The following is a 19,362-nucleotide window of genomic DNA, read 5'->3' on the forward strand; positions in this document are numbered from 1 at the left end:
CGGAGGCTTGTCGAACAGGGTTTATCGACAAATCCACCAGGATGGTTTCGGCATGCATCCGTCGATAAGCCTCAGTTCGGTCGGCGGGCGGTGCCGGCCCTCGTCACTGACGTCACGTCACCGTTACCGGCTCCGGCGGACGTTGCGTCCTCCCGGTGCCGGAGGGCGGTGAATCGTCGGGCACTGTCTCCCAGTTGGGCTCGGGTGAGGTCTGCTGTTCCGTGCGCTGCGCGCGGCGGAAGGCGGTCGTGCCCCGCGCGAGGTCGTGGCCGATCGCCACCGCGTCGATGTCCGCCGACATCCAGCCCGGCTGCCCCTCCCGTGTCTCCGTGCGCACCTTCAGCCGGCCCTGGACGATCACCGGTTCGCCCACCGACAGGGACGCCGCGGCGTTGGTCGCGAGCTGCCGGTTGGCCCACACCGTGAAGAAGTTGGTGTGGCCGTCCGCCCAGGCGCTCTTCTCCCGGTCCCAGTACCGGGCGGTGACCGCGACCCGGAACCTCGCCGCGGGGCCGGAGGCCGTCTCCCGGTACACCGGCCGCGTCGCCACGTTCCCCACCACGCACAGCATCGTCTCGTTCATCGCGTTTCCCTCCCTCGCCCGGACCCGCCGGCATCCGTGCCGGCGCCGGGCGGACACGCCTACGGGCCCGTCCCGTACGGCTGCCGTCTGGCGCGGCGGCCGCGAGCCGTCCCGCGATCGCCGTGGAGCCAGACTGCCTCCGCCGGGCCGGGCCCGCCGAGCGCTGTGGACCACCGAGGACCTGTGGAGAACTCCGTCCCCCGAACGAAGGGTTCCGTCACAGGCCGGGCCTCAGCTCCCCCCGGTCCCCACCCCCACGACCCGCCCGTACTGCTCCCGCACCTCCCGGTACCGCAGCAGCTCCGCCGCCACCGGATCCAGCACGCGGGCCCGCCCGCACCCCGCGGCCGCCTCCCGCAGCCGCCTCTCCGCCTCCAGCCCGTACCGCCGGGCCGGCCCCCGGGCGGCCATGCGGCAGCTCCACTCGATGAGCGGCCCGCCGACGATGCCGATCACCATCAGCAGCACCGGCACCCCCAGGTTCGGCGCCATCACCCCGATGATCTGCCCCAGCAGCCACAGCCCGCCCACGAACTGAAGGGCCGTCATCGACACCTGGGCGAACACGGCCACCGGCCACCAGCCGGGCCGCGGCGGTCGCCCCGGAGGCAGTCCGGCGCGCACCGCCAGCTCGTCCAGTGCCTCGGGCAGCCCCTGGGATCCGCGCACGGCCGCCTCCCGCACCGCCTGGGCCCACGGCACCGGCAGCCCGGCGGAGGCACGGTCGGCCACCGTGCGCACGGCCTGCTCCACGCGCTGGCGGGCGGTGACCTCCTCGTCGGTCTGGCCGCGCAGGGCGACCCTGCCGGTGGACGGCTCGCCCCGCTCCTGGCACCAGCGCCACAGCCGCAGCCAGGGCGTGCCGCACGCGCGGTTGGCGTTGCGCAGCCACGCGCGTTCGGCCGCCTCGCCCGCCGCCGTGGCGCCCACGGCGTCGGCGAGCCGGTCGGAGAACTCCTCACGCGCCTCCTCGCTCAGCCCGGTGCGGCGGCGGGTGGCGTACACGGGCCTCAGCCGGGCGGCGGCGATGTCCACGTCCGCGGAGATACGGCGGGCCGGGGCGCCGCGTTCGGCCACGAACCGCCCGAGCGCCTCGCGCAGTTCGCCGACCCCGTCACCGGTGAGCGCGGACAGTGCCAGCACGGCCGTCCCGGGTTCGCCGTACTCGCCGAGGACGATGCCGTCCTCGTCGAGCAGCCGCCGCAGGTCGTCCAGGACCTGCTCGGCGGCGTCCCCGGGCAGCCGGTCGATCTGGTTGAGGACGACGAACATGACCTCCGCGTGGGCCGCCATGGGCCGCAGATAGCGCTCGTGCAGCATGGCGTCGGCGTACTTCTCGGGGTCGACGACCCAGATGACCGCGTCGACCAGCCCGAGGACGCGGTCCACCTGCTCGCGGTGCTGCACGGCCGCCGAGTCGTGGTCGGGCAGGTCGACCAGGACGAGCCCGCGCAGCCGTTCGTCCGCGTCCGCCGTCGCCTGGAGGGGGCGCCGTCTCAGCCGGGGCGGGATGCCGAGGCGCTCGATGAGGCTCGCCGCGCCGTCGCTCCAGCTGCACGCGATGGGCGCGGCGGTGGTCGGCCGGCGCACGCCGGTCTCCGAGATGGGCACCCCGGCGAGCGCGTTGAAAAGCTGCGACTTGCCGCTGCCGGTGGCGCCCGCGAGGGCGACGACGGTGTGCTGTCCGGAGAGTCCGCGCCGTGCGGCCGCCTCGTCGAGCACCCGGCCCGCCTGGGCGAGGGTCCGGTTGTCGAGCCGGGCGCGGGACTGACCCACCAGCTCGCGCAGCGCGTCGAGCCGCGACCCCAGCTGGGGGCCGTACGTCAGGGGCGTCACCTTCTGCGGTGTCGAGGCCCGGGGCTCCGTCACGCGGTACTGCTCCTCCCCGGTGCTCCCGTTCACGCGCCGCGCGATCAGCCCGTCGTCCCAGGGACTCACGTCCCCGCGGGGAGAGCCCTCGGCGTCATGGTCGGAGCGTTCGGGACGCTCAGGGTGCTCGGGACGCTCAGGGTGCTCGGGACGCTCAGGGTGTTCGGGACGCTCAGGGTGCTCGGTGTGGTCCTGGTCCGTGGCGGCGGTCACACGATCACCTCTCCTTCTGCAGTACGGACAACGCGGCGATGAGTTCGGGCTGGGGCTCCGCGTGCACCTCGAGCGCGTCGAGCGGGGCGAGCCGGCGCTCACGTTCGGCGTGCATGACACGGTCCACGTGCTCCACGAGCAGCCGTCCGCCGCGGTCCCGGAGCCGCAGCGCGCCGTGCGCCCCGATCCGCTCGGCGAGCCCCTCTCCGGCGGTCCTGGCCCGGCGGCCGCCCAGGAGCACCGTGGCGACCAGCGCGGCGACCATCTCGGGGTCGGGCGCGGGGCCGCGGTCCAGCTCCCGCACCTCGTCCTCGGCGTACTCCTCGAGTTCGCGCCTCCAGCGCCGTACGGCCAGCCCGATGCGGTGTTCGGCGCTCTCCGGGGCGGCGGCGCGCGCGGCGAGTTCCGGGGCGTCCGCGGCCGGTTCGCGCCGCCAGGCGTCGTCGACGCGCTCGTCGGCGGCGGCGACGGCGCACAGCAGCAGGGCGCTGAGACTCTCCACCAGGGTGTCGAGGAGTTCGCCCGGGGTGCAGTCCAGGGGGAAGGCGCGCCACCGCTTGAGGGCGTCCCCGGCGAGCACGGCCCCCGCCTGGAGCCGGCCGCGCACCCGCGAGTGCTCGTTGTCGTAGGCGCTCTCGATGGCGGCGGTGAGCCGCAGGGCGGCGGCGTACTGGGCGGCGGCGGCCCCCGCGAGTTCGGGCAGGCGGGCGTTGAGGGAGTCGAGGACGCCGTACGCGGTGCGGGCCATGACGTGCTGGCGGGCGGCGGGGTCCAGCGTCTGGTGCACGAGCCAGGTCCGCAGCGCCGCCACGGCGGTGGCGGGCAGCAGGCCGCCGCCCCAGGCCGACTCGGGCAGCTCGGGCACGGTGAAGCGGGGTACGTGGCCCAGCCCGGCCTTGGTGAGCAGGGCGCCGTACTGCCGCGACACCTCGGAGACGACCTGGTGGGGCACGCGGTCGAGGACGGTCACCAGGGAGACGTCGTACTCCTTGGCGGTGCGCAGCATGTGCCAGGGGACGGCGTCGGCGTAGCGGGCGGCGGTGGTCACCATGATCCAGATGTCCGCGGCGTTGATGAGTTCGGCGGCGAGGACGCGGTTGTCGGACACGAGGGAGTCGATGTCGGGCGCGTCCAGGAGGGCGAGGCCGGGGGGCAGGGTGTCGGCGGTCTCCACGCGGAGCACCCGCGCGGGGTCCTCGCCGGGAAGGAGCAGGTCGTCCGCGGGGTCCTGGTGGTGGGGCACCCACACGCGCGTGAGGTCGGGCAGCACCCTCATCCCGCTGAACCAGTGGTGGTCCTCCGGATGGCAGACGAGCACCGGCGTGCGTGTCGTCGGCCGCAGCACGCCGGCCTCGCTGACCCGCCTGCCCACGAGGGAGTTCACCAGGGTGGACTTCCCGGCCCCGGTGGACCCTCCGACGACAGCCAGCAGGGGCGCTTCGGGATCTCTCAGCCGGGGCACCAGATAGTCGTCGAGCTGGGCGAGCAGTTCGTCGCGGTTGGCACGCGCGCGTGCGGCCCCGGCCAGGGGCAGCGGGAAGCGTGCGGCGGCGACACGGTCGCGCAGGGCGGAGAGTGCGTCGAGCAGCTGAGGCCGTACGTCCAAGGTCACCACATGCGAAGAATGCCCAATTTTAGGGGAATTCTGAAGCATATGAGCATGTCTGCGCGCCGACAGGACACAAGCGACGGAAGGGACGACCGAGGCACGGGCGCAGCCCAGGCATAACGAGTGCACAACACCCGGTGCGCGAGAGGCCAAAAGCGGTGCACGATTCGTACCTGCCTGCGATTATCAGGACCGCTTCACCGAACCTCCACACCGAGCCACGGAGGCGAGGCGGCAGGGACAAGGATGCGGGAGCCCTATCCTTGTCTCCGGCGACGCCGAGGACAGGCCAGAACCGGCCACCGCGGCGACAGGCCACCACACCGGCCCCCGTAGCTCAGTGGATAGAGCAGGCGCCTTCTAAGCGCTTGGCCGCAGGTTCGAGTCCTGCCGGGGGCGCCACCCGCCATGACACAGGTGAGCAGCGCACGGTTGCCACCGGTTGCGCGATCTTCCGAGGGCCACGGCGCCCAGCGCGTCCGTCCAGCGGGCCTCGCCGGCCGGCCGGCGGCCTTCCCCCAGACTCCCAGCCGGCTGCGAGCATTCCGGACACCTCGGCACACCTGACGGAACCCGGCAGCCGGGCCGCATCGAGACGGCGGCACGCGGGGTGGCCCGCATAGTCCGCGAGAGCGCCATGACCGGCCGCCAGAGACTCCGTACGACGGCCGTCAAACGGTCGACTTCTTCGGGATCGCCCACAATTGAGTGATTACGCCCGAATGGCGCGATTGCTGGTAATCATGGGAGGGTTCTCCGTCGTTCCGCCCTTCCCGGAGCCGCTCATGCGCACTGCCGTCATCGCCGCCCAGGACTCACCCCGCACGGGGTGCTCCGGGCCGCCCCTCCCTCCGGCGCCGGAGCAGGTGGAGGAGCGGGGGCTCGCCTTCGGGGGGTTCGCCTACACCTGCCGGATCGTCCATCAGAGCGCGCCGCGCACGGCTCCGTTGCTGCTGCTCGGAGGCTCGTCGCAGAACCGGTACTCCTGGCAGAGCCACGAGAAGTGGCTGGCGCCGCTGTGCACACTGATCACCGTCGACCTTCCCGGCTACGGCAGCTCGGACTTCCTCCCGGCCCGGTACGACATCGATTTCCTCGCCGACGCGGTCCGGCACATGCTGGTGGAGATCGACGTGCCCGAGGTCAACCTGTTCGGCGGGTGCTTCGGCGAGGTCGTCGGCCTCCGCTTCGCGCAGCGCCATCCGGAGTTCGTCAGGCGCCTCGTCTTCGCCGGCGCCGCCATCCGCCTCCCCGGGCTCTACAGCGAGGCCGTGCCGCAGTTGTCGCAGACACTCGCGCGGGGTGACATCGAGCAGGCCGCCGACGGGCTGGTGCGGCTGTTCATGTCGAACCCGGGGGCCGGAAAGGTGCGCCGGCACGCGGCCGTGGCGCGGCTGCTCCAGCGGCAGTTCGTGAACCAGACGCCGGACGAGATCAGCAAGGCGGTCGAGCACAACACCCGGCTGGTGACGCACGGCTGTTACCGGCCCCTGCCGGTCCCCGTCGTGCCGTCCCTGGTGTTCACCGGGGAGTACGACACCCTGTGCACCCCGCAGATGGGCCGCGAACTGGCCGCGACGATGCCCGGTGCGCTGTTCACCACCGTCAAGGAGGCGGACCACCTGGTCACGGTCGAGCGCAGGCAGGAGTCGGCGGACCTCATCGGCCGGTTCTGCACCGACCGCCCCGTCGACGACCTGCCGTACTGCACCCCCGTCGAGTCTCCGTGCGCCGCCCACGCTCCGGCGCCGGTCTGACGGAAGCCATGAGGAAGGGCCGGGACCCGTTGTCGGGTTCCCGGCCCTTCCTCATGGCCGACGGAGGTGTCAGGACCTCTCGCCGGGCACGGTCAGGCTCGACACGCACGTCATCCCGTGGGAACCGGTGCAGTTCTGCGTCGACTCGTTGTTGACGCGGAGCTTTCCGTGTTCGCCCGTGGTGACCCGGTACTCGTGCTGCACGCAGCGGACGTTGCCCTTGCCGTCGTCGGCGCACTGGGGTGCCATCTCCGCAGCCGTGGCCTGAACGGCGCCGGCACCGATCAGGGCAAAGCTTCCCAGGATCCCGACGGCCGCCGCCACGATCTTATTCGACTTGATCATTTGCCTTATTCCCTCAAGGTCGACCCCGCGGTGCGCGAAGTCGTACTGCTTCCGAACGGGGCAGGCCCGGGACCCGGGCACATGAGCCGGGACCCGGACCTGCCCCCTCACCTGGAGTTGGTCACTCGCCGCCGAGCGAGAGGCCGTTGGCGCAGTGCACGGCGTCGGTGTCGTTGTCCTCGACGTTGTTGAGACCGAGGATGGCCAGCGCGAGGTTCAGGTCGTCGATGTTGATGAGACCCTGAGTCGTGTTCTTCTGCGTGCAGGCGTTGGCCTGCTTGTTGTTGAGTTCAGCGCTCGGCTCGTCGCCGGCGTGGCTGATGCCGGCGCCGAGGAAGCTGACGCTGCCGAGCATGGCCATCACGACGGCGGCCTTCTGGTACTTGCGCATTACCTCTCCATTTCTCGCGTTGACACAGTCCGCAATGGACCGGCCTCTGACATTCGCCAAGATTAGGCGAATTCACTGCGGCAATCAGTAGGCGAAACGCCGAACCCGGGAATTACCCCGAATAGGCACGCGTGGCGCAATAAAGCACCTATTCGACAATCCTAATAACCGACGAACCGAGGACGGGATGTAGATTCCTTGCGTTTCGTGGTCACGTCATTGGTGCAGGAAATCTTGCCGGCCGAAGTGGAGCACACCGGCTTGGAGCCGTTGGTGGAGTGATGGACCGTCCCGTCCTTGTCGACCGCGATCCGCTCCTCGGTCACCTGCACACAGCGAACTGTGCCCCTGCCGTCGTCGACGCACCCACCGGGCTCTTCGGCACCGAAGGCCTGGACGGCGCCGGCACCGAGCAGCGCGAGACCCCCGAGGACTCCCGCGGCCACGGACGCGATTCTTCTCGACCTGATCATCTGTCTTCTCCCATCGATCGCCTCCGGCGCCTGGACGGCGGGCCGGTTCCGGACGTGTGAGCCAGTCGTGGAGCCGGGCAGGCCCGAGGCCCGGACACATGGTCCGGGCCCCGGGACGTGCCAGATCACCTGGCAGTGATCACTTGCCGCCGATCGCGAGACCGTTGGCGCAGTGCACGGCGTTGGTGGTGGAGTCCTCGACGTTGTTGAGGCCCAGGAGCGCGGCGATCGGGACGTTGACGTCGGTGACGTTGACGAGCCCCTGGATCGTGTTCTCCTGCGAGCAGGCGTTGGCCTGCTTGTTGTTGAGCTCGAACTCCGGGCCCTCGCCCGCGAAGCTCGCGCCCGCGCCGAGGAAGCTGACGCTGCCGAGCATGGCCATGACGACAGCGGCCTTCTGGTACTTGCGCATTACCTCTCCGTTCTCGAGTGGACACGGTCCGCAACGGACCGGTCACTGACGGTGCTAACGTAAGCGACCTTTGCGACTTTTGGTAGCCGAAACGCCCAATTGCGTAGTTTTCTCGTGGAGAGGCAGGTCAGAGCCCTGTGCGAGGACGCCGGACGGCCGAACGACGTGGCGCGTCGAGTCCACAGGCACCGCAAACACGGACCAAAGAGTGATCCCTGGACATACCCCGTGACCCGGACCGGTGTCCCGCGTTGAGCGGGGAGTGCGGCCGCTCATGCTGCCGCTTTAACAGAACCAGTAAGGAGAACGTGATGTCTCGCATCGCGAAGGCGGCCACCGTGGCTCTCGGCACGGGCGCCGTGGTGCTCAGCGGCGCCGGAATGGCCTCGGCTCACTCCGGCGCCGAGGGTGCGGCGGTCCACTCACCCGGCGTCGCGTCCGGCAATGTCGTCCAGGTTCCGGTCCACGCGCCCATCAACGTGTGCGGCAACACCGTGAACTTCGTCGGCTTCCTCAACCCGGCCGTCGGCAACGTCTGCGTGAACAAGTAACGCACTACAGGGACTTACGGCTACGGACGTCCGTCGCAGTTACCCCGAGAGCCCCGGCAGCGCCCGCGCGCCGGGGCTCTTCCCGTATCCGAATGCCGTATCCGAAGCGGTCACGGCCGGACAAAGAAATTCGGCCCCCGGCAAGGACCGGGGGCCGAAGGCGCAGGACCTGGTTCTCAGGCGCGCAGACCCACGTCGCCGTGCACCGGCTTGGCCTCGTTCACGACGGCCGCCGCTTCCTTCGTGGTGCCGAGCAGCGAGTCGTCCTTGGAGTCGACGAGCGAGTCCGAGTCGTACAGCGGCATGAGCTCGAAGGGGACCGCGGTGCGCAGACCGGTGTCGAGGCCGGTGGACGCCAGGTCGGTGGAGTCCGCGGCGTGTGCGGGAGCGGCGAAACCGGCGGCGATCAGGGACCCGGCAAGGACGGCGGCAGCCTTCAGGGACTTCATCGTGTTCCTTTCTTCGGCAACGCGGGTCGCCGGAGGGGAATTCTGTCGCCGTGCTCAACGATCCTTGGCCCCAGCGGAAACCGGGAAGCCGAAGATTGCCGAGTCCTCATATGAAATCTATGAACGACTGACGGGGTGTGCGCCGCCGCGGACGGGGTTCACGACGCCGGCTGGAGGAGCGGGGTGAGCGCGGGGAGCGTGGCCGGCGTGGTGGACGCCGGCGTCGTCGCCCCGGCCGGTGCGGGCAGCGTGGACACCTCGGTGTCCACGCCGGTCAGCGCGTCGACGAGCTCGTCGATTCGGGCCAGCAGATCGTCGACGGCCGACGGCTCCTGATCGTCCGCCTGGCCGGCGGCCGTGGTGTCGTCCTCGGGCAGCAGCAGGTCCAGGAAGTCCTCCAGCGCCTCGCGCACGGCGTCCAGCGCGTCGCTCGTGGGGTCGGCGGTGTCGACGGCCGGCAGGAGCACGCCGGTCGGGACGGCCGGTGCGACCGTCGCGGGCGGGACGAGCACCGGAGCCGTCGCGGGCGGGACGAGGGCCGGGGTCACGGCGGACGTGCCCGTGCTGGACGTCGCGGTGGTCGTGGTCACCGTCGTCATGCTGATCGTGGTGGACGGGCCGTCGTCGTCCGCCCCGGCCACGGCGGCCCTCGCGGCGTCGCCCAGCTCCCTGGCCCGGTCGGGGGCCAGCCGGCCGCCGTCCGCCTCAAGCACGGCCTTGACCAAGTGGACGACCGGGGCGAGTTCACCCTTGTGCGCGTCGGCCCTGCCGACCTGTGCGAGCAGTTCGGCGGACGACGCCGCCCGGCCGCGTACGGGGGCCGAGTCGGCCGCCATCGCGGCGGGGCCCGTGGTTCCGGCCAGAAGGGCGGCGCACAGTGCGCCGAATGCGATACGCCGTGCCGGCAGAGCGCGCATGGAGGTTCCTTTCACGGGGTTGCGGATCTTGAACTCACCGTGAGAGGGCCCGCCGCCTCCCGCAACCGGGCGTACGCCTTTCGGCGCGTGGCCGCTTCACCCTCCTGCGCGTTCCGCCAGTTGAGGCGGTACGCGGGGCCGGTCGCGAAGCAAACCCGGTTTCACGATTCCAACACACTTGCCACCCTTCGCCGAATTTCGGTGAATTTGTCCGTTTGGTGACTAGAGTTGCGAACCTCCGAAGCACCCTCATGGGCGGACGCATCGCACTCGTCCCTGCTGCCTGCCGCCGCCACCCGTTCCGAAAGGCTCCGACGGTCATGCGTCAAACCCTGGGTCAGTTGCTTCGCCGTACGACGGTGGGCGTCCTCGCCCTCGCCGCGATGTGGACGCCCTGCGGCGCGGCGGCCGCAGCGCCGGTCGCGCCCGCGCCGGAGGCCGACAGCCTCGCCTTCGGCGAGCGGTACCGGACGCTCCAGCACGGGAACATCGTGCGCGCGGCCAACTCCTCCCACACCTGCCGCGCCCAGGCGTCCACGTGCCGGGACGTGCAGGCGGGCGCGCCCGGGGTGAACGGCGGCTTCGACATGGGCTACATCGACGTCGACAAGGACCCGAACACCTACAACTCCTCCCGCGCGGAGGTGCGGCTGCCCGCCGGGTCCCGCGTGACGTACGCACGGCTGTACTGGGGCGGCAACCTGCTCGTGGGCGAGCAGAAGCCGGCCGCGGACAACGAGCGGGTGCTGATCGCCGAACCGGGCGGGGACTACAAGGAACTGCTCGCGGACACCGTCGTGGGCCACCGCGTGGCGGACGGCGCGGACGCCTTCCAGGCCTCCGCGGACGTGACGCGGCTGGTGCGGGACAGCGTGCCGGGCCTGTACACCGTGGCGCAGCTCAACGTGGCCGGCGGCAGATCGGCGGCCGGCGCCTGGGGCGGCTGGACGCTGGTGGTCGCGTACGAGAACCCGGCGGAACCCCTGCGGCACCTGTCGGTCTGGGACGGTTTCCAGCCGCTCGGCGCGCGCGAGGGCGTGGCGGTCGCGCTGCGCGACATGCCGTACGCCGCGGGCGCCGGGGGGCGCGTCGGGCTGGTCGCGTACAACGGCGACCGCGGCACCACGGGCGACTCCCTCACCCTCGCCACGGGTGACGGTCCGTCCGCCGCGTTCGGCGACGGGGCCAACCCCCTCGACGACGTGCTGAACTCCACCGTCTCCGACCCCGCGGGCGCCCCGGCCCGGGTACCGGCGTACGCCAACACCCTCGGCTACGACTCCGACGTGTTCGACCTCGGAACGGGCCTGCCGCGCGCCGGTGACCGGGCCACCGTCCGGCTCACGTCCCAGCGGGACGCCGCGTGGGCGGGCGTGCTCTTCGCCGCCGTCGACGCCCGTCGGTGAACGCGTTGTCCGCCGTCCCGAACCACAGCGCGAGCGAGGAAGCCGTGTCCACGGACCTGTCACTGCCCGGCCGCCGGCCACGGGTCCTGCACCTCACCCAGCCCGTGGAGGGCGGGGTCGCGCGGGTCGTGACGGATCTGGTCCGGGCCCAGCTCGCGGACGGGTTCGACGTCACCGCGGCCTGCCCGGACAGCGCGCTCAGCGGCCACCTGCGGTCGCTCGGCGCGCGCGTACTGTCCTGGCGGGCGACGCGGTCGCCGGGCGCGTCCCTGGCCCAGGAGGTACGCCGGCTGTCCCGGCTGCTCGACGAGGTGCGCCCCGACCTGGTGCACGCGCACAGCGCGAAGGCCGGGCTCGCCGGGCGGCTCGCGGTGCGCGGGCGGATCCCCACCGTGTTCCAGCCGCACGCCTGGTCGTTCGAGGCCGTGGGCGGCTCCACCGCGGCCCTCGCGCTGCGCTGGGAACGCTGGGCGGCACGCTGGGCCGCGCGGGTGGTGTGCGTGAGCGAGGCCGAACGTGCCACCGGCGTGCGCGCCGGGATCGACGGCCGGTGGACCGTCGTACCCAACGGCATCGACCCCGAGCGCTTCCGCCCGGCCCCCGCGGACACCGTGCGGGCCTCTCTCGCGTCGCCGGCCGACCTGGGCGCGCGGGCGCCGCTCGCCGTGTGCGTGGGCCGGCTGTGCCGGCAGAAGGGGCAGGACGTCCTCCTGCGGGCCTGGAGCGCCGTGCTGCGCCAGGTGCCCGACGCCCGTCTCGTCCTGGTCGGCGACGGACCGGACAGCGACCGGCTGCGCGCCGCCGCCCCCGGGTCCGTGCTGTTCGCCGGCGCCGTCGCGGACGCGGCGCCCTGGTATCAGGCCGCCGATCTCGTCGTCCTGCCGTCCCGCTGGGAGGGCATGGCGCTGGCCCCGCTGGAGGCCATGGCCTGCGGGCGGCCCGTGGTGGTGACGGACGTCGACGGCGCCCGCGAGAGCCTGCCGCGGTCCTTCGCCGCACCCTGCGTGGTGCCGCCGGAGGACCCGCGGGCCCTGGCGGGCGCCGTCGCCGCGCTGCTGCTCGACCCGGCACTGCGAACGTCCCTCGGCGACCGGGGCCGCCGCCATGTGCTGTCCCTCCACGACGTACGGCACACCGCGAGGGCGGTCGCCGGCGTCTACCGCGATCTGCTCGGCACCGGGCCGGCCGCGACATGGGCGCGCGCGTACCGGGCGGCCGGGGACGCCGGAGCCGACCGGACGACACCGCACGTCGAGCCATCCGAGCACAGGGAGTCCATCCACTCGTGACCGCCGAACGCACCGTGCCCTCCCCCGGCGTACCGCCACGGGACCACGGCTTCTCGCCCGTCTCCGTCATGCCGCCGCGCGGCACCGACCACGGCCCCCGGCTGCCCGCCTCGCGGCCCCCGGCACGGCCGGACTCCCCGGTGCCGCTCCTCGTCGCGGACGGTGCCGCCGTCCTGCTCGCCGCGCCGGTGCTCGCCTCCGCGCGGCCCTCCTCTCTGCTCGTCGCGCTGCTGATCGGGTTGTCGCTGCTGCTGCGTCCGCGCGGCGTGCGGACGCCGGCACCGGGATTCCTGGACGAACTGCCCGCCGTGTGCGGTCGCGGCGCGGTGGCCTGGCTGGCGACCGCGGCGCTGTGGGCGGCGTACCGGCCGGAGCACGCGCTGTCCGCCGGGACCGTGCTGGCGGGGCTCGCCGTGCAGGTGGCCGCGGGCTGTGTGCTGCGCGCGGTCGTGCACGGGCGGCGGCGCGCCGCGCTGCTGCGGCACCCGCACGCCGCACTCGTCGTCGGCCCGGCGGCGACCGCGCAGCGCGTCGCCGCCGCCGTGCTGCGCCACCCGCGCTGCGGGGTACGGCCGGTGGGGATCGTCGCCGGCCAGGCGGAGGGCGGTGAGGGCCTGCCCGTGCTGCGCACGGAGGAGGAGGTCGAGCGGGCGGTCATCCAGAACGGGGTGCGCGCGGTGCTCGCCGTCCACCCCTCGGTCCGCGCCGAACAGGGCCCGCTGCTGCGGTCGCTGGCCGAGTCGGGCTGCGTGGTCTGGGAGGTCGACGCCGACCCCGCGCCGTACCCGACGCGGGAACGGCTGGCCGGGTTCTCCTGCCGGCGGCTGGACTTCGCCCCGGCGCGCGGCGGCGGCATCGGCAAGCGGATGCTCGACATCCTGGTGTCCGGCACTTTGTTGCTGCTGGTCAGCCCGCTGCTGCTGGTGTGCGCCGTGACGCTGCGGATGAGTGACGGGCCGGGCGTGGTGTTCCGGCAGGAGCGCATCGGCCGCGACGGGAAGCCGTTCACGCTGCTGAAGTTCCGCACCCACCGCCCGGTCGACGAGCACGAGTCGGCGACCCGGTGGAGCGTGGCCAACGAGCACGAGATGCGCCGGTTCTGCCGCATGCTGCGGCGCACCTCGCTCGACGAGCTGCTCCAGCTGTGGAACGTGCTCAGGGGCGACATGAGCCTGGTCGGCCCGCGTCCCGAACGACCCTTCTTCGTCGCGCAGTTCAGCCAGACGTACCCCGGTTACGCGGCCCGGCACCGGATGCGCACCGGCATCACCGGGCTCGCGCAGATCCACGGGCTGCGCGGGGACACCTCGATCGAGGACCGCTGCCGGTTCGACAACGCGTACATCGACGACTGGTCGCTGTGGCAGGACATCTGCATCCTGCTGCGCACCGCGGCCACACTGGTCCGCCCGACGGGGAGCTGACGGCCCGTGAGCCACGTCCTCATGCCGCTGCCGCGCCGGGCCGCCGCGCTGGTGCCGGTCCTGCCGCTGGTGGCGGTGGTCGCCCTGCTGGCCCTGCCGCCGACGGGGGACGGCGCGGGACCCGCCGACGTGGTCTCCGCGCTGGCGGTGGGGTACTGCGTGCTCCGCCTGCTGCGGGAACGGCGGCGACCGCTGTCGCCCCGCGCGGCGGTGCTGCTGGGGCTGCCGGTCGTGGGGCTCGCGCTCGCCGCCATGGGGGCGGGTTCCCCGGCGGCGGGGATCGGCGGCATGGGCCGCTATCTGCAGGTCTTCGTGCTCGTGCCGGCGACCGTGCTGGTGCTGCTCCGGGGCAGGGCCGACTTCCGGGTGCTGGCCTGGTCGTTCGTGGGGCTCGCGCTGTGGCAGGGGGCCGTGGGCGTGCACCAGTACGTCACCGGGACCGGCGCCTCCTACCAGGGCGAGACCATCCGGGCGGTCGGCACCTTCGGGGCTCAGGACGTGATGGGCATGGCGACGGCGGTGTCCCTGGGCGTGGTGTGCGCGGCCGGTCTCGCACTGGGCCGGGCGCCGCTGCTGCAGCGGGCGGTCGCCAGCGGCTGCGCGCTGGTGCTGATGCTGCCGCTGGCGCTGTCCTTCAGCCGGGGCGCCTGGATCGCGACCGCCGTCACGTGCACCGTGCAGCTGGTGCTGGCGGGGCTGCGGCGGGCACTGAAGGTGGGGGCGGCCGTGGTCGCCTCGGGAGTGATCCTGGTGGGCGGGTTCGGGGTCGGTACGGCGATGCTGCAGGAGCGGATCGACAGCATCACGCAGGTCACCGACGCCCCGGACCAGTCCGTGATCGACCGGTACACCCTGTGGGCGGCGGCCACCGGCATGTGGCGTGAGCACCCGTTGACCGGTGTGGGGCTGAAGGGCTTCCCCGAGTACCGGGACGGACACGCGACCCTGGCGCTGTCGTCGGGCAGCGACATCGACGGCGCGGGCGAGACGTACCACAAACAGGCGCTGCTCTCGCCGCACAGCATGTACCTGCTGGTGCTGAGCGAGCAGGGCCTGGTCGGTCTGCTCACGCTGGTCGGGAGCTGGCTGGCGCTGCTGGTGTGCGCGGTGGGCGGGCTGCTGCGGGTGCGCCGCCGCGGGCCCGGCCTCGACTGCGCCCTGGTCGCCTGCGGCCTGCTGCTGTGGCTGCTGACCGACTTCCTGTACGGCGACATCGGCGGCCCCTCGACGGTACTCACCGGCGTGGCCCTGGGCCTGACGGCGTGGTGGGCCCTCTCTCCCGGCGAACGGCCGGACGCCGCGTGCCGGGACCAGGTACCCGGGCGGCTGGAGGAGGCCGTGGCGCGATGACGGTGCTGCCCTCACAGTCCCCGGGGCACGGCCCCGACGGCACGGAGTCCGGCGGCGCGGGGTCCGGCGGCCTCAAGACCGACGGTCCCGAGCCGGGACCCGGCGCGTCCGGGGCCCACACGCCCGCGCCCGCCGGCCGCGACCCGTACGGCCCTGCACCGTACCGGTCCGGGGGCGGTGGCCCCGCCCCGGGCGGCGTCGTGACCGGCCGGGACGGCCCTGCCGTGAACCCGCCCGGCGGGATCGCGGGACGCACGCCCCGGCCGGGCACGACCGCGCCCGGCACGCCCGGGACCGCGCGAACCGGTCCGCACCCGGCCGGACCGGGCCCGAGCGCGGCCGGGACGCCCGACAACGGCACGCGCCCGCCCGACAACGGCACCGGCCCCGGCGGCAGGGGCAGGGCCCGCACGACCCTGCCGGACACCACCCCGCCCGGCGCACCCGGGACCGCAAGAACCAAGCTCCGCCCGCCCGGCAACGGCACGCGCACGGCCGAATACGGCACGCGCACGGCCGGCAACGGCGTGCGCACGGCCGGGAACGGCACCGGACCCGGTGGCAGGGGCAGGGCCCGCACGACCCTGCCGGACACCACCCCGCCCGGTGCACCCGGGACCGCAGGAACCAAGCTCCGCCCGGCCGGAAACGGCAGGGGCCCGGCCGGGGCGGCCGGCAACGGCACGGGCACGGCCGGCAACGGCACGGGCACGGCCGGGAACGGCACGGGCACGGCTGGGAACGGCACCGGACCCGGTGGCAGGGGCAAGGGCCGCTCGGCCCTGCCGGGCACCACCCCGTCCGGTGCGTGCCGGGGCGGGGGTGCCGGGGCGGGGGCGGCTTCCCGGGGGTTCCTCGCGCGGGCCGCGCTGGTCACGGCGGTGCTGTCGATCGCCGGGTCGGTGCTCGGGCTGGTGCGGGACCAGTCGCTGGCCCGGCTGTTCGGGGCCGGGAGCGACACGGACGCCTTCCTGGTCGCGTGGACCGTGCCGGAGATCGCCGCCACCCTGCTGATCGAGGACGGTCTCGCGATCGCGCTGATCCCGGCGTTCAGCGTGGCGCTGGCGCGGCGGGCCCGGGGCGTGCCCGGTGATCCGGTCCGGGAGCTGGTCAGGGCCACCCTGCCGCGGCTGTGCCTGGCCTTCGCCGCGGTGGCCGCGCTGACCGCCGCCGGGGCGCCGTACCTGGTCCGGGTGCTGGCGCCGGGGCTGCCCGATCCGGGGCTCGCCGTCGACTGCACCCGGCTCACCGCGATCAGCCTGCTGGCCTTCGGACTCGCCGGGTACTGCAGCGCCGCGCTGCGCGCGCACCGCCGCTTCTTCGCGCCGGCGGCGATCTACGTCGCCTACAACACGGGCATCATCGCGACGATGTTCCTGCTCGGCGGGGAGTGGGGGGTGCGTGCCGCCGCGGTCGGCGTCGCGGTGGGCGGCTGCCTGATGGTGGCGGTGCAACTGCCGTCGCTGTGGCGGCGGCTGGCGGCACCCACCCCGGCGCCCGCCGCCGCCACCGGCCACGGTGACGAGGAGCGCCCGGTGCGGCTCGCCCTGATCGCCGCCGTGCTGCTGTTCGCGCTGTGCCGCCAGTCGCAGGTCCTCGTCGAGCGTTTCCTGGCGTCGTCCCTGCCCGCCGGGGCCATCTCGCACCTGAACTACGCGCAGAAGGTCGCCCAGATCCCGATGACGCTGTCGCTGATGGTGTGCACCGTCACCTTCCCGGTGGTGGCGCGCGCCCTCGCGGACGGCGACACCGAACGGGCCCGCGCCCGTGTGGAGCGGGACCTGGTGCTGGCCTCCTGCGTGGTGCTGCTGGGCATGTGCGCGGTGATCGCCTGCGCCCCGCAGATGATCGGGCTGCTCTTCGAGCGGGGCGCGTTCACCGCGGCCGACACCGCCGCGACGGCGGAGGTCATGCGCGTGTACGCCCTCGGCCTGCTCGGCCAGACCCTCGTGGGCGCCCTCGTCCGCTGTTACTTCTCGGCGGGCCGCGCCACCTGGTACCCCGTGGGCGTGATGGCGGCGGGCATCGTCACGACGTCCCTGATCGGCGCCCTGGGGGTGGGCCGCTGGGGCGTGGCGGGGATCGCCGCCGCCAACGCCGTCGGCATCACCGTCACGGCCGCCGCGCTGCTGGCGGGGCTGCGCACGGCCCGCCGCGGCGGTGCCACCGGCGTCTCGGTCGGCGTCCGCAAGGTCCTGGCGGAGCTGAGCCGGCCCGTATTCGCCTCCGCCCTCGCCGTCGCCGCCGGGGCGTACGCCGCCGGCCGGTTCGCGTCGCCGGTGGCGGCCCTCACGGCCGGCTGTCTCACCGTGACCGCCGTCTTCGTCCCGCTCGCCCTGTCGGTCGTCGGGACCAGGGGCCCCGCATCCGCCGTGCGCTCCGTACGCACCGTCACACGAAAGCTCACACATGGCCGCTCCCGTTGATTCCCCCGAGACCCGCAGACCCCCGGTCCCCCGGCCCGCGCCCGTCCCCTGGGTGGCCATGTACCACTCGGTGGGCGACTGCTCGGACGACCCGTACCGCATCACCGTCACGCCCGAGCGGCTCGAGCGGCAGCTGGCGTGGCTGCGCCGGCGCGGGCTGCGGGGGGTGTCCGTCGCCGAACTGCTCGCCGCGCGCGCCCGGGGCGCGGGGCAGGACCTGGTCGGTCTCACCTTCGACGACGGGTACACGGACTTCCTCACCGCCGCCGTGCCGCTGCTGCGGCGGTTCCGCTGCGGCGCCACGCTGTTCGTCCTGCCGGGCCGGCTCGGCGGTGACAACGCCTGGGACCCGCTGGGCCCGCGCAAGCCGCTGCTGACCGCCGACGGCATCCGGCGCGCCGCCGCCGAGGGCGTGGAGATCGGCTCGCACGGCCTCACCCACGTCGACCTCACCCGCGCCGACGACGCCACCCTCACGGCCGAGGTCGCCGAGAGCCGCGCACTGCTCGCCGAGCTGACCGGCGCCCCGGTGGACGGGTTCTGCTACCCGTACGGCACGGTCGACGCGCGCGCCGTCGAGGCCGTACGGAAGGCCGGCTACACCTACGCCTGCGCCATCGACCCCGGCCCGCTGACCGGGCCGCACGCCCTGCCGCGTGCGCACGTCGGGCAGAACGACACGGCGCCGCGCCTGTTCCTCAAGCTCCGGCTGCACCGGTGGCGCCGGCGCCCGGTGGAGGGCGTGTGATGAGGGCGCTGCACATCATCACCGGACTGGGGGTCGGCGGGGCCGAGCAGCAACTGCGGCTGCTGCTGCGTCACCTGCCCGTGGACTGCGACGTGGTGACGCTGACCAACCCGGGTCCGGTCGCCGAGGGCCTCGGCGCCGACGGGGTGCGCGTCGTGCACCTGGGCATGGGCGGCAACCGCGATCTGACCGCCCTGCCCCGCCTGGTGCGGCTGATCCGGTCCGGTGGCTACGACCTGGTCCACACCCATCTGTACCGGGCCTGTGTCTACGGCCGGCCGGCCGCCCGGATCGCCGGGGTCCGCGCGGTCGTCGCCACCGAGCACTCCCTGGGCGACTCGCAGATGGAGGGCCGCCGGCTGACCGCGGGGGTGCGCGCGCTGTACCTGGCGAGCGAGCGGCTCGGCTCGGCGACGGTCGCCGTCTCCCCGACGGTGGCCGACCGGCTGAAGCGCTGGGGCGTGCCCGCCCCCCGCATCGAGGTCGTCCCCAACGGCATCGACGTGGACCGCTTCCGCTTCGACCCCGAGCGGCGTGAACGCACCCGCCGCCGTCTCGGGCTGCCTCAGGGCGCGTTCGTCGTCGGCGGCGTCGGCCGGCTGGCGCCGGGCAAGCGGTTCGACGTCCTCGTCCGCGCGCTGGCCCTGCTCCCGGAGGACCACTGGCTGCTGCTGGTCGGCGGCGGTCCCGAGGAGCACGTCCTGCGCCGCACGGCCGGCGAGGCCGGGGTGTCCGGGCGGGTCCTGTTCACCGGTGAGCGCCCCGGCGTCCCCGACGGCTCGCCCGGCCCCGATCTGCCCTCGCTCACCGCGGCGATGGACCTGTTCGCCTCCCCGTCCGCGGACGAGGCCTTCGGGCTCGCGGCCGTGGAGGCGCTGGCGTCCGGCCTGCCCGTGCTCTACGCCTCCTGCCCGGCGATCGAGGACCTGCCGGCGTCGGCGTCCGCCGGGGCCCGACGGGTGCGCGGCGGCCCGGACGCGTACGCCCGCGCGATCGCCGAGGTCCGCGCGGCGGGCCCGGGCCCGCGCACGGCCCGGGAGGCCGCGCGCCACTACAGCATCACCCGCAGCACAGCCCGCCTCATGGACGTGTACCAGGCAGCCGTCTCCGGCTCGTCGCCGTCCCCCGCACCTTAAGGGAGCAAGCCCGT

The 19,362-nt window shown here is 73.8% G+C and carries 18 protein-coding genes and 1 tRNA gene; 10 read left to right on the forward strand and 9 right to left on the reverse strand.

Features of this window, described 5'->3' with window-relative positions; translation table 11 throughout:
• Positions 1-112: 112 nt before the first annotated feature.
• From BU52_RS17830 to BU52_RS17840, 3 genes are all read right to left on the reverse strand, one after another.
• The gene (locus BU52_RS17830) at positions 113-583 is read right to left on the reverse strand and encodes a single-stranded DNA-binding protein (RefSeq protein WP_037935387.1); all 471 of its coding nucleotides are present in this window, start codon (positions 581-583) and stop codon (positions 113-115) included.
• Positions 584-814: 231 nt separating this feature from the next.
• On the reverse strand, positions 815-2,665 hold the full coding sequence (locus BU52_RS17835; RefSeq protein ID WP_037935390.1) for a GTPase: 1,851 nt from the start codon (positions 2,663-2,665) through the stop codon (positions 815-817).
• Positions 2,666-2,669: 4 nt separating this feature from the next.
• Positions 2,670-4,280: a dynamin family protein gene (locus BU52_RS17840; protein ID WP_037935395.1), complete on the reverse strand. Its 1,611-nt coding sequence runs from the start codon at positions 4,278-4,280 to the stop codon at positions 2,670-2,672.
• 320 nt (positions 4,281-4,600) lie between these two features.
• Between BU52_RS17840 and BU52_RS17845 the strand changes: the two genes are divergently transcribed.
• A tRNA-Arg gene (locus BU52_RS17845) sits at positions 4,601-4,676 on the forward strand.
• Positions 4,677-5,059: 383 nt separating this feature from the next.
• A complete protein-coding gene (locus BU52_RS17850) occupies positions 5,060-6,031 on the forward strand; it encodes an alpha/beta fold hydrolase (protein ID WP_107061199.1) in 972 nt (323 codons plus the stop codon).
• 69 nt (positions 6,032-6,100) lie between these two features.
• Here the strand turns inward: BU52_RS17850 and BU52_RS17855 are convergent, their stop codons facing one another.
• The 4 genes from BU52_RS17855 to BU52_RS17865 form a co-directional block, all read right to left on the reverse strand.
• Positions 6,101-6,376 (reverse strand): hypothetical protein, encoded by a 276-nt coding sequence (locus tag BU52_RS17855; RefSeq protein WP_037935398.1) that lies wholly within the window; start codon positions 6,374-6,376, stop codon positions 6,101-6,103.
• 121 nt (positions 6,377-6,497) lie between these two features.
• Entirely contained in the window at positions 6,498-6,767 is a 270-nt protein-coding gene (locus BU52_RS17860; protein WP_037935400.1) for a hypothetical protein, read from the reverse strand.
• Positions 6,768-6,928: 161 nt separating this feature from the next.
• A complete protein-coding gene (locus tag BU52_RS33735; protein ID WP_235216367.1) occupies positions 6,929-7,213 on the reverse strand; it encodes a hypothetical protein in 285 nt (94 codons plus the stop codon).
• 166 nt (positions 7,214-7,379) lie between these two features.
• Complete coding sequence (locus BU52_RS17865; protein ID WP_037935402.1) at positions 7,380-7,652, reverse strand: hypothetical protein; 273 nt, start codon at positions 7,650-7,652, stop codon at positions 7,380-7,382.
• A gap of 311 nt (positions 7,653-7,963) precedes the next feature.
• Between BU52_RS17865 and BU52_RS17870 the strand changes: the two genes are divergently transcribed.
• The gene (locus BU52_RS17870; protein ID WP_037935404.1) at positions 7,964-8,203 is read left to right on the forward strand and encodes a chaplin; all 240 of its coding nucleotides are present in this window, start codon (positions 7,964-7,966) and stop codon (positions 8,201-8,203) included.
• 176 nt (positions 8,204-8,379) lie between these two features.
• Here the strand turns inward: BU52_RS17870 and BU52_RS17875 are convergent, their stop codons facing one another.
• Both BU52_RS17875 and BU52_RS17880 read right to left on the reverse strand, forming a co-directional pair.
• Entirely contained in the window at positions 8,380-8,652 is a 273-nt protein-coding gene (locus BU52_RS17875) for a hypothetical protein (protein ID WP_037935408.1), read from the reverse strand.
• Between the two features lie 158 nt (positions 8,653-8,810).
• Positions 8,811-9,569, reverse strand: coding sequence for a hypothetical protein (locus tag BU52_RS17880; protein ID WP_037935410.1), 759 nt, complete (start codon positions 9,567-9,569; stop codon positions 8,811-8,813).
• Between the two features lie 320 nt (positions 9,570-9,889).
• Here BU52_RS17880 and BU52_RS17885 point away from each other — a divergent pair, with 320 nt between their 5' ends.
• The 7 genes from BU52_RS17885 to BU52_RS17915 all read left to right on the forward strand — a co-directional run bounded on the left by BU52_RS17885 (position 9,890) and on the right by BU52_RS17915 (position 19,348).
• Positions 9,890-10,975, forward strand: a complete 1,086-nt coding sequence (locus tag BU52_RS17885; RefSeq protein WP_037935412.1) for a hypothetical protein — start codon at positions 9,890-9,892, stop codon at positions 10,973-10,975.
• A 44-nt stretch (positions 10,976-11,019) separates the two neighbouring features.
• Positions 11,020-12,264, forward strand: coding sequence for a glycosyltransferase (locus BU52_RS17890; RefSeq protein WP_200881210.1), 1,245 nt, complete (start codon positions 11,020-11,022; stop codon positions 12,262-12,264).
• Positions 12,261-13,688: an exopolysaccharide biosynthesis polyprenyl glycosylphosphotransferase gene (locus BU52_RS17895; RefSeq protein WP_037935414.1), complete on the forward strand. Its 1,428-nt coding sequence runs from the start codon at positions 12,261-12,263 to the stop codon at positions 13,686-13,688. Before BU52_RS17890 ends, BU52_RS17895 begins: the two co-directional genes overlap by 4 nt.
• Positions 13,689-13,694: 6 nt before the next feature.
• Positions 13,695-15,038 carry an O-antigen ligase family protein gene (locus BU52_RS17900; RefSeq protein ID WP_037935415.1) on the forward strand — a complete coding sequence of 448 codons (1,344 nt, stop codon included), beginning with the start codon at positions 13,695-13,697 and terminating at the stop codon, positions 15,036-15,038.
• 782 nt (positions 15,039-15,820) lie between these two features.
• Positions 15,821-17,464, forward strand: coding sequence for a lipid II flippase MurJ (locus BU52_RS17905; RefSeq protein WP_078903309.1), 1,644 nt, complete (start codon positions 15,821-15,823; stop codon positions 17,462-17,464).
• Complete coding sequence (locus BU52_RS17910; protein ID WP_078903304.1) at positions 17,448-18,212, forward strand: polysaccharide deacetylase family protein; 765 nt, start codon at positions 17,448-17,450, stop codon at positions 18,210-18,212. The genes BU52_RS17905 and BU52_RS17910 overlap by 17 nt, the downstream gene beginning before the upstream one ends.
• Positions 18,212-19,348, forward strand: a complete 1,137-nt coding sequence (locus tag BU52_RS17915) for a glycosyltransferase (protein ID WP_037935418.1) — start codon at positions 18,212-18,214, stop codon at positions 19,346-19,348. Before BU52_RS17910 ends, BU52_RS17915 begins: the two co-directional genes overlap by 1 nt.
• The last annotated feature ends 14 nt before the right edge of the window (positions 19,349-19,362 follow it).

This window comes from Streptomyces toyocaensis (assembly GCF_000725125.1).
Lineage (GTDB): Bacteria > Actinomycetota > Actinomycetes > Streptomycetales > Streptomycetaceae > Streptomyces > Streptomyces toyocaensis.

Bases quoted from the DNA above. Each gene is read 5' to 3' on its own strand.
- BU52_RS17830 (WP_037935387.1), bottom strand. From the start codon at position 583: ATGAACGAGACGATGCTGTGCGTGGTGGGGAACGTGGCGACGCGGCCG.
- BU52_RS17850 (WP_107061199.1), top strand. From the start codon at position 5,060: ATGCGCACTGCCGTCATCGCCGCCCAGGACTCACCCCGCACGGGGTGC.
- BU52_RS17855 (WP_037935398.1), bottom strand. From the start codon at position 6,376: ATGATCAAGTCGAATAAGATCGTGGCGGCGGCCGTCGGGATCCTGGGA.
- BU52_RS17860 (WP_037935400.1), bottom strand. From the start codon at position 6,767: ATGCGCAAGTACCAGAAGGCCGCCGTCGTGATGGCCATGCTCGGCAGC.
- BU52_RS17865 (WP_037935402.1), bottom strand. From the start codon at position 7,652: ATGCGCAAGTACCAGAAGGCCGCTGTCGTCATGGCCATGCTCGGCAGC.
- BU52_RS17870 (WP_037935404.1), top strand. From the start codon at position 7,964: ATGTCTCGCATCGCGAAGGCGGCCACCGTGGCTCTCGGCACGGGCGCC.
- BU52_RS17875 (WP_037935408.1), bottom strand. From the start codon at position 8,652: ATGAAGTCCCTGAAGGCTGCCGCCGTCCTTGCCGGGTCCCTGATCGCC.
- BU52_RS17880 (WP_037935410.1), bottom strand. From the start codon at position 9,569: ATGCGCGCTCTGCCGGCACGGCGTATCGCATTCGGCGCACTGTGCGCC.
- BU52_RS17885 (WP_037935412.1), top strand. From the start codon at position 9,890: ATGCGTCAAACCCTGGGTCAGTTGCTTCGCCGTACGACGGTGGGCGTC.
- BU52_RS17910 (WP_078903304.1), top strand. From the start codon at position 17,448: ATGGCCGCTCCCGTTGATTCCCCCGAGACCCGCAGACCCCCGGTCCCC.
- BU52_RS17915 (WP_037935418.1), top strand. From the start codon at position 18,212: ATGAGGGCGCTGCACATCATCACCGGACTGGGGGTCGGCGGGGCCGAG.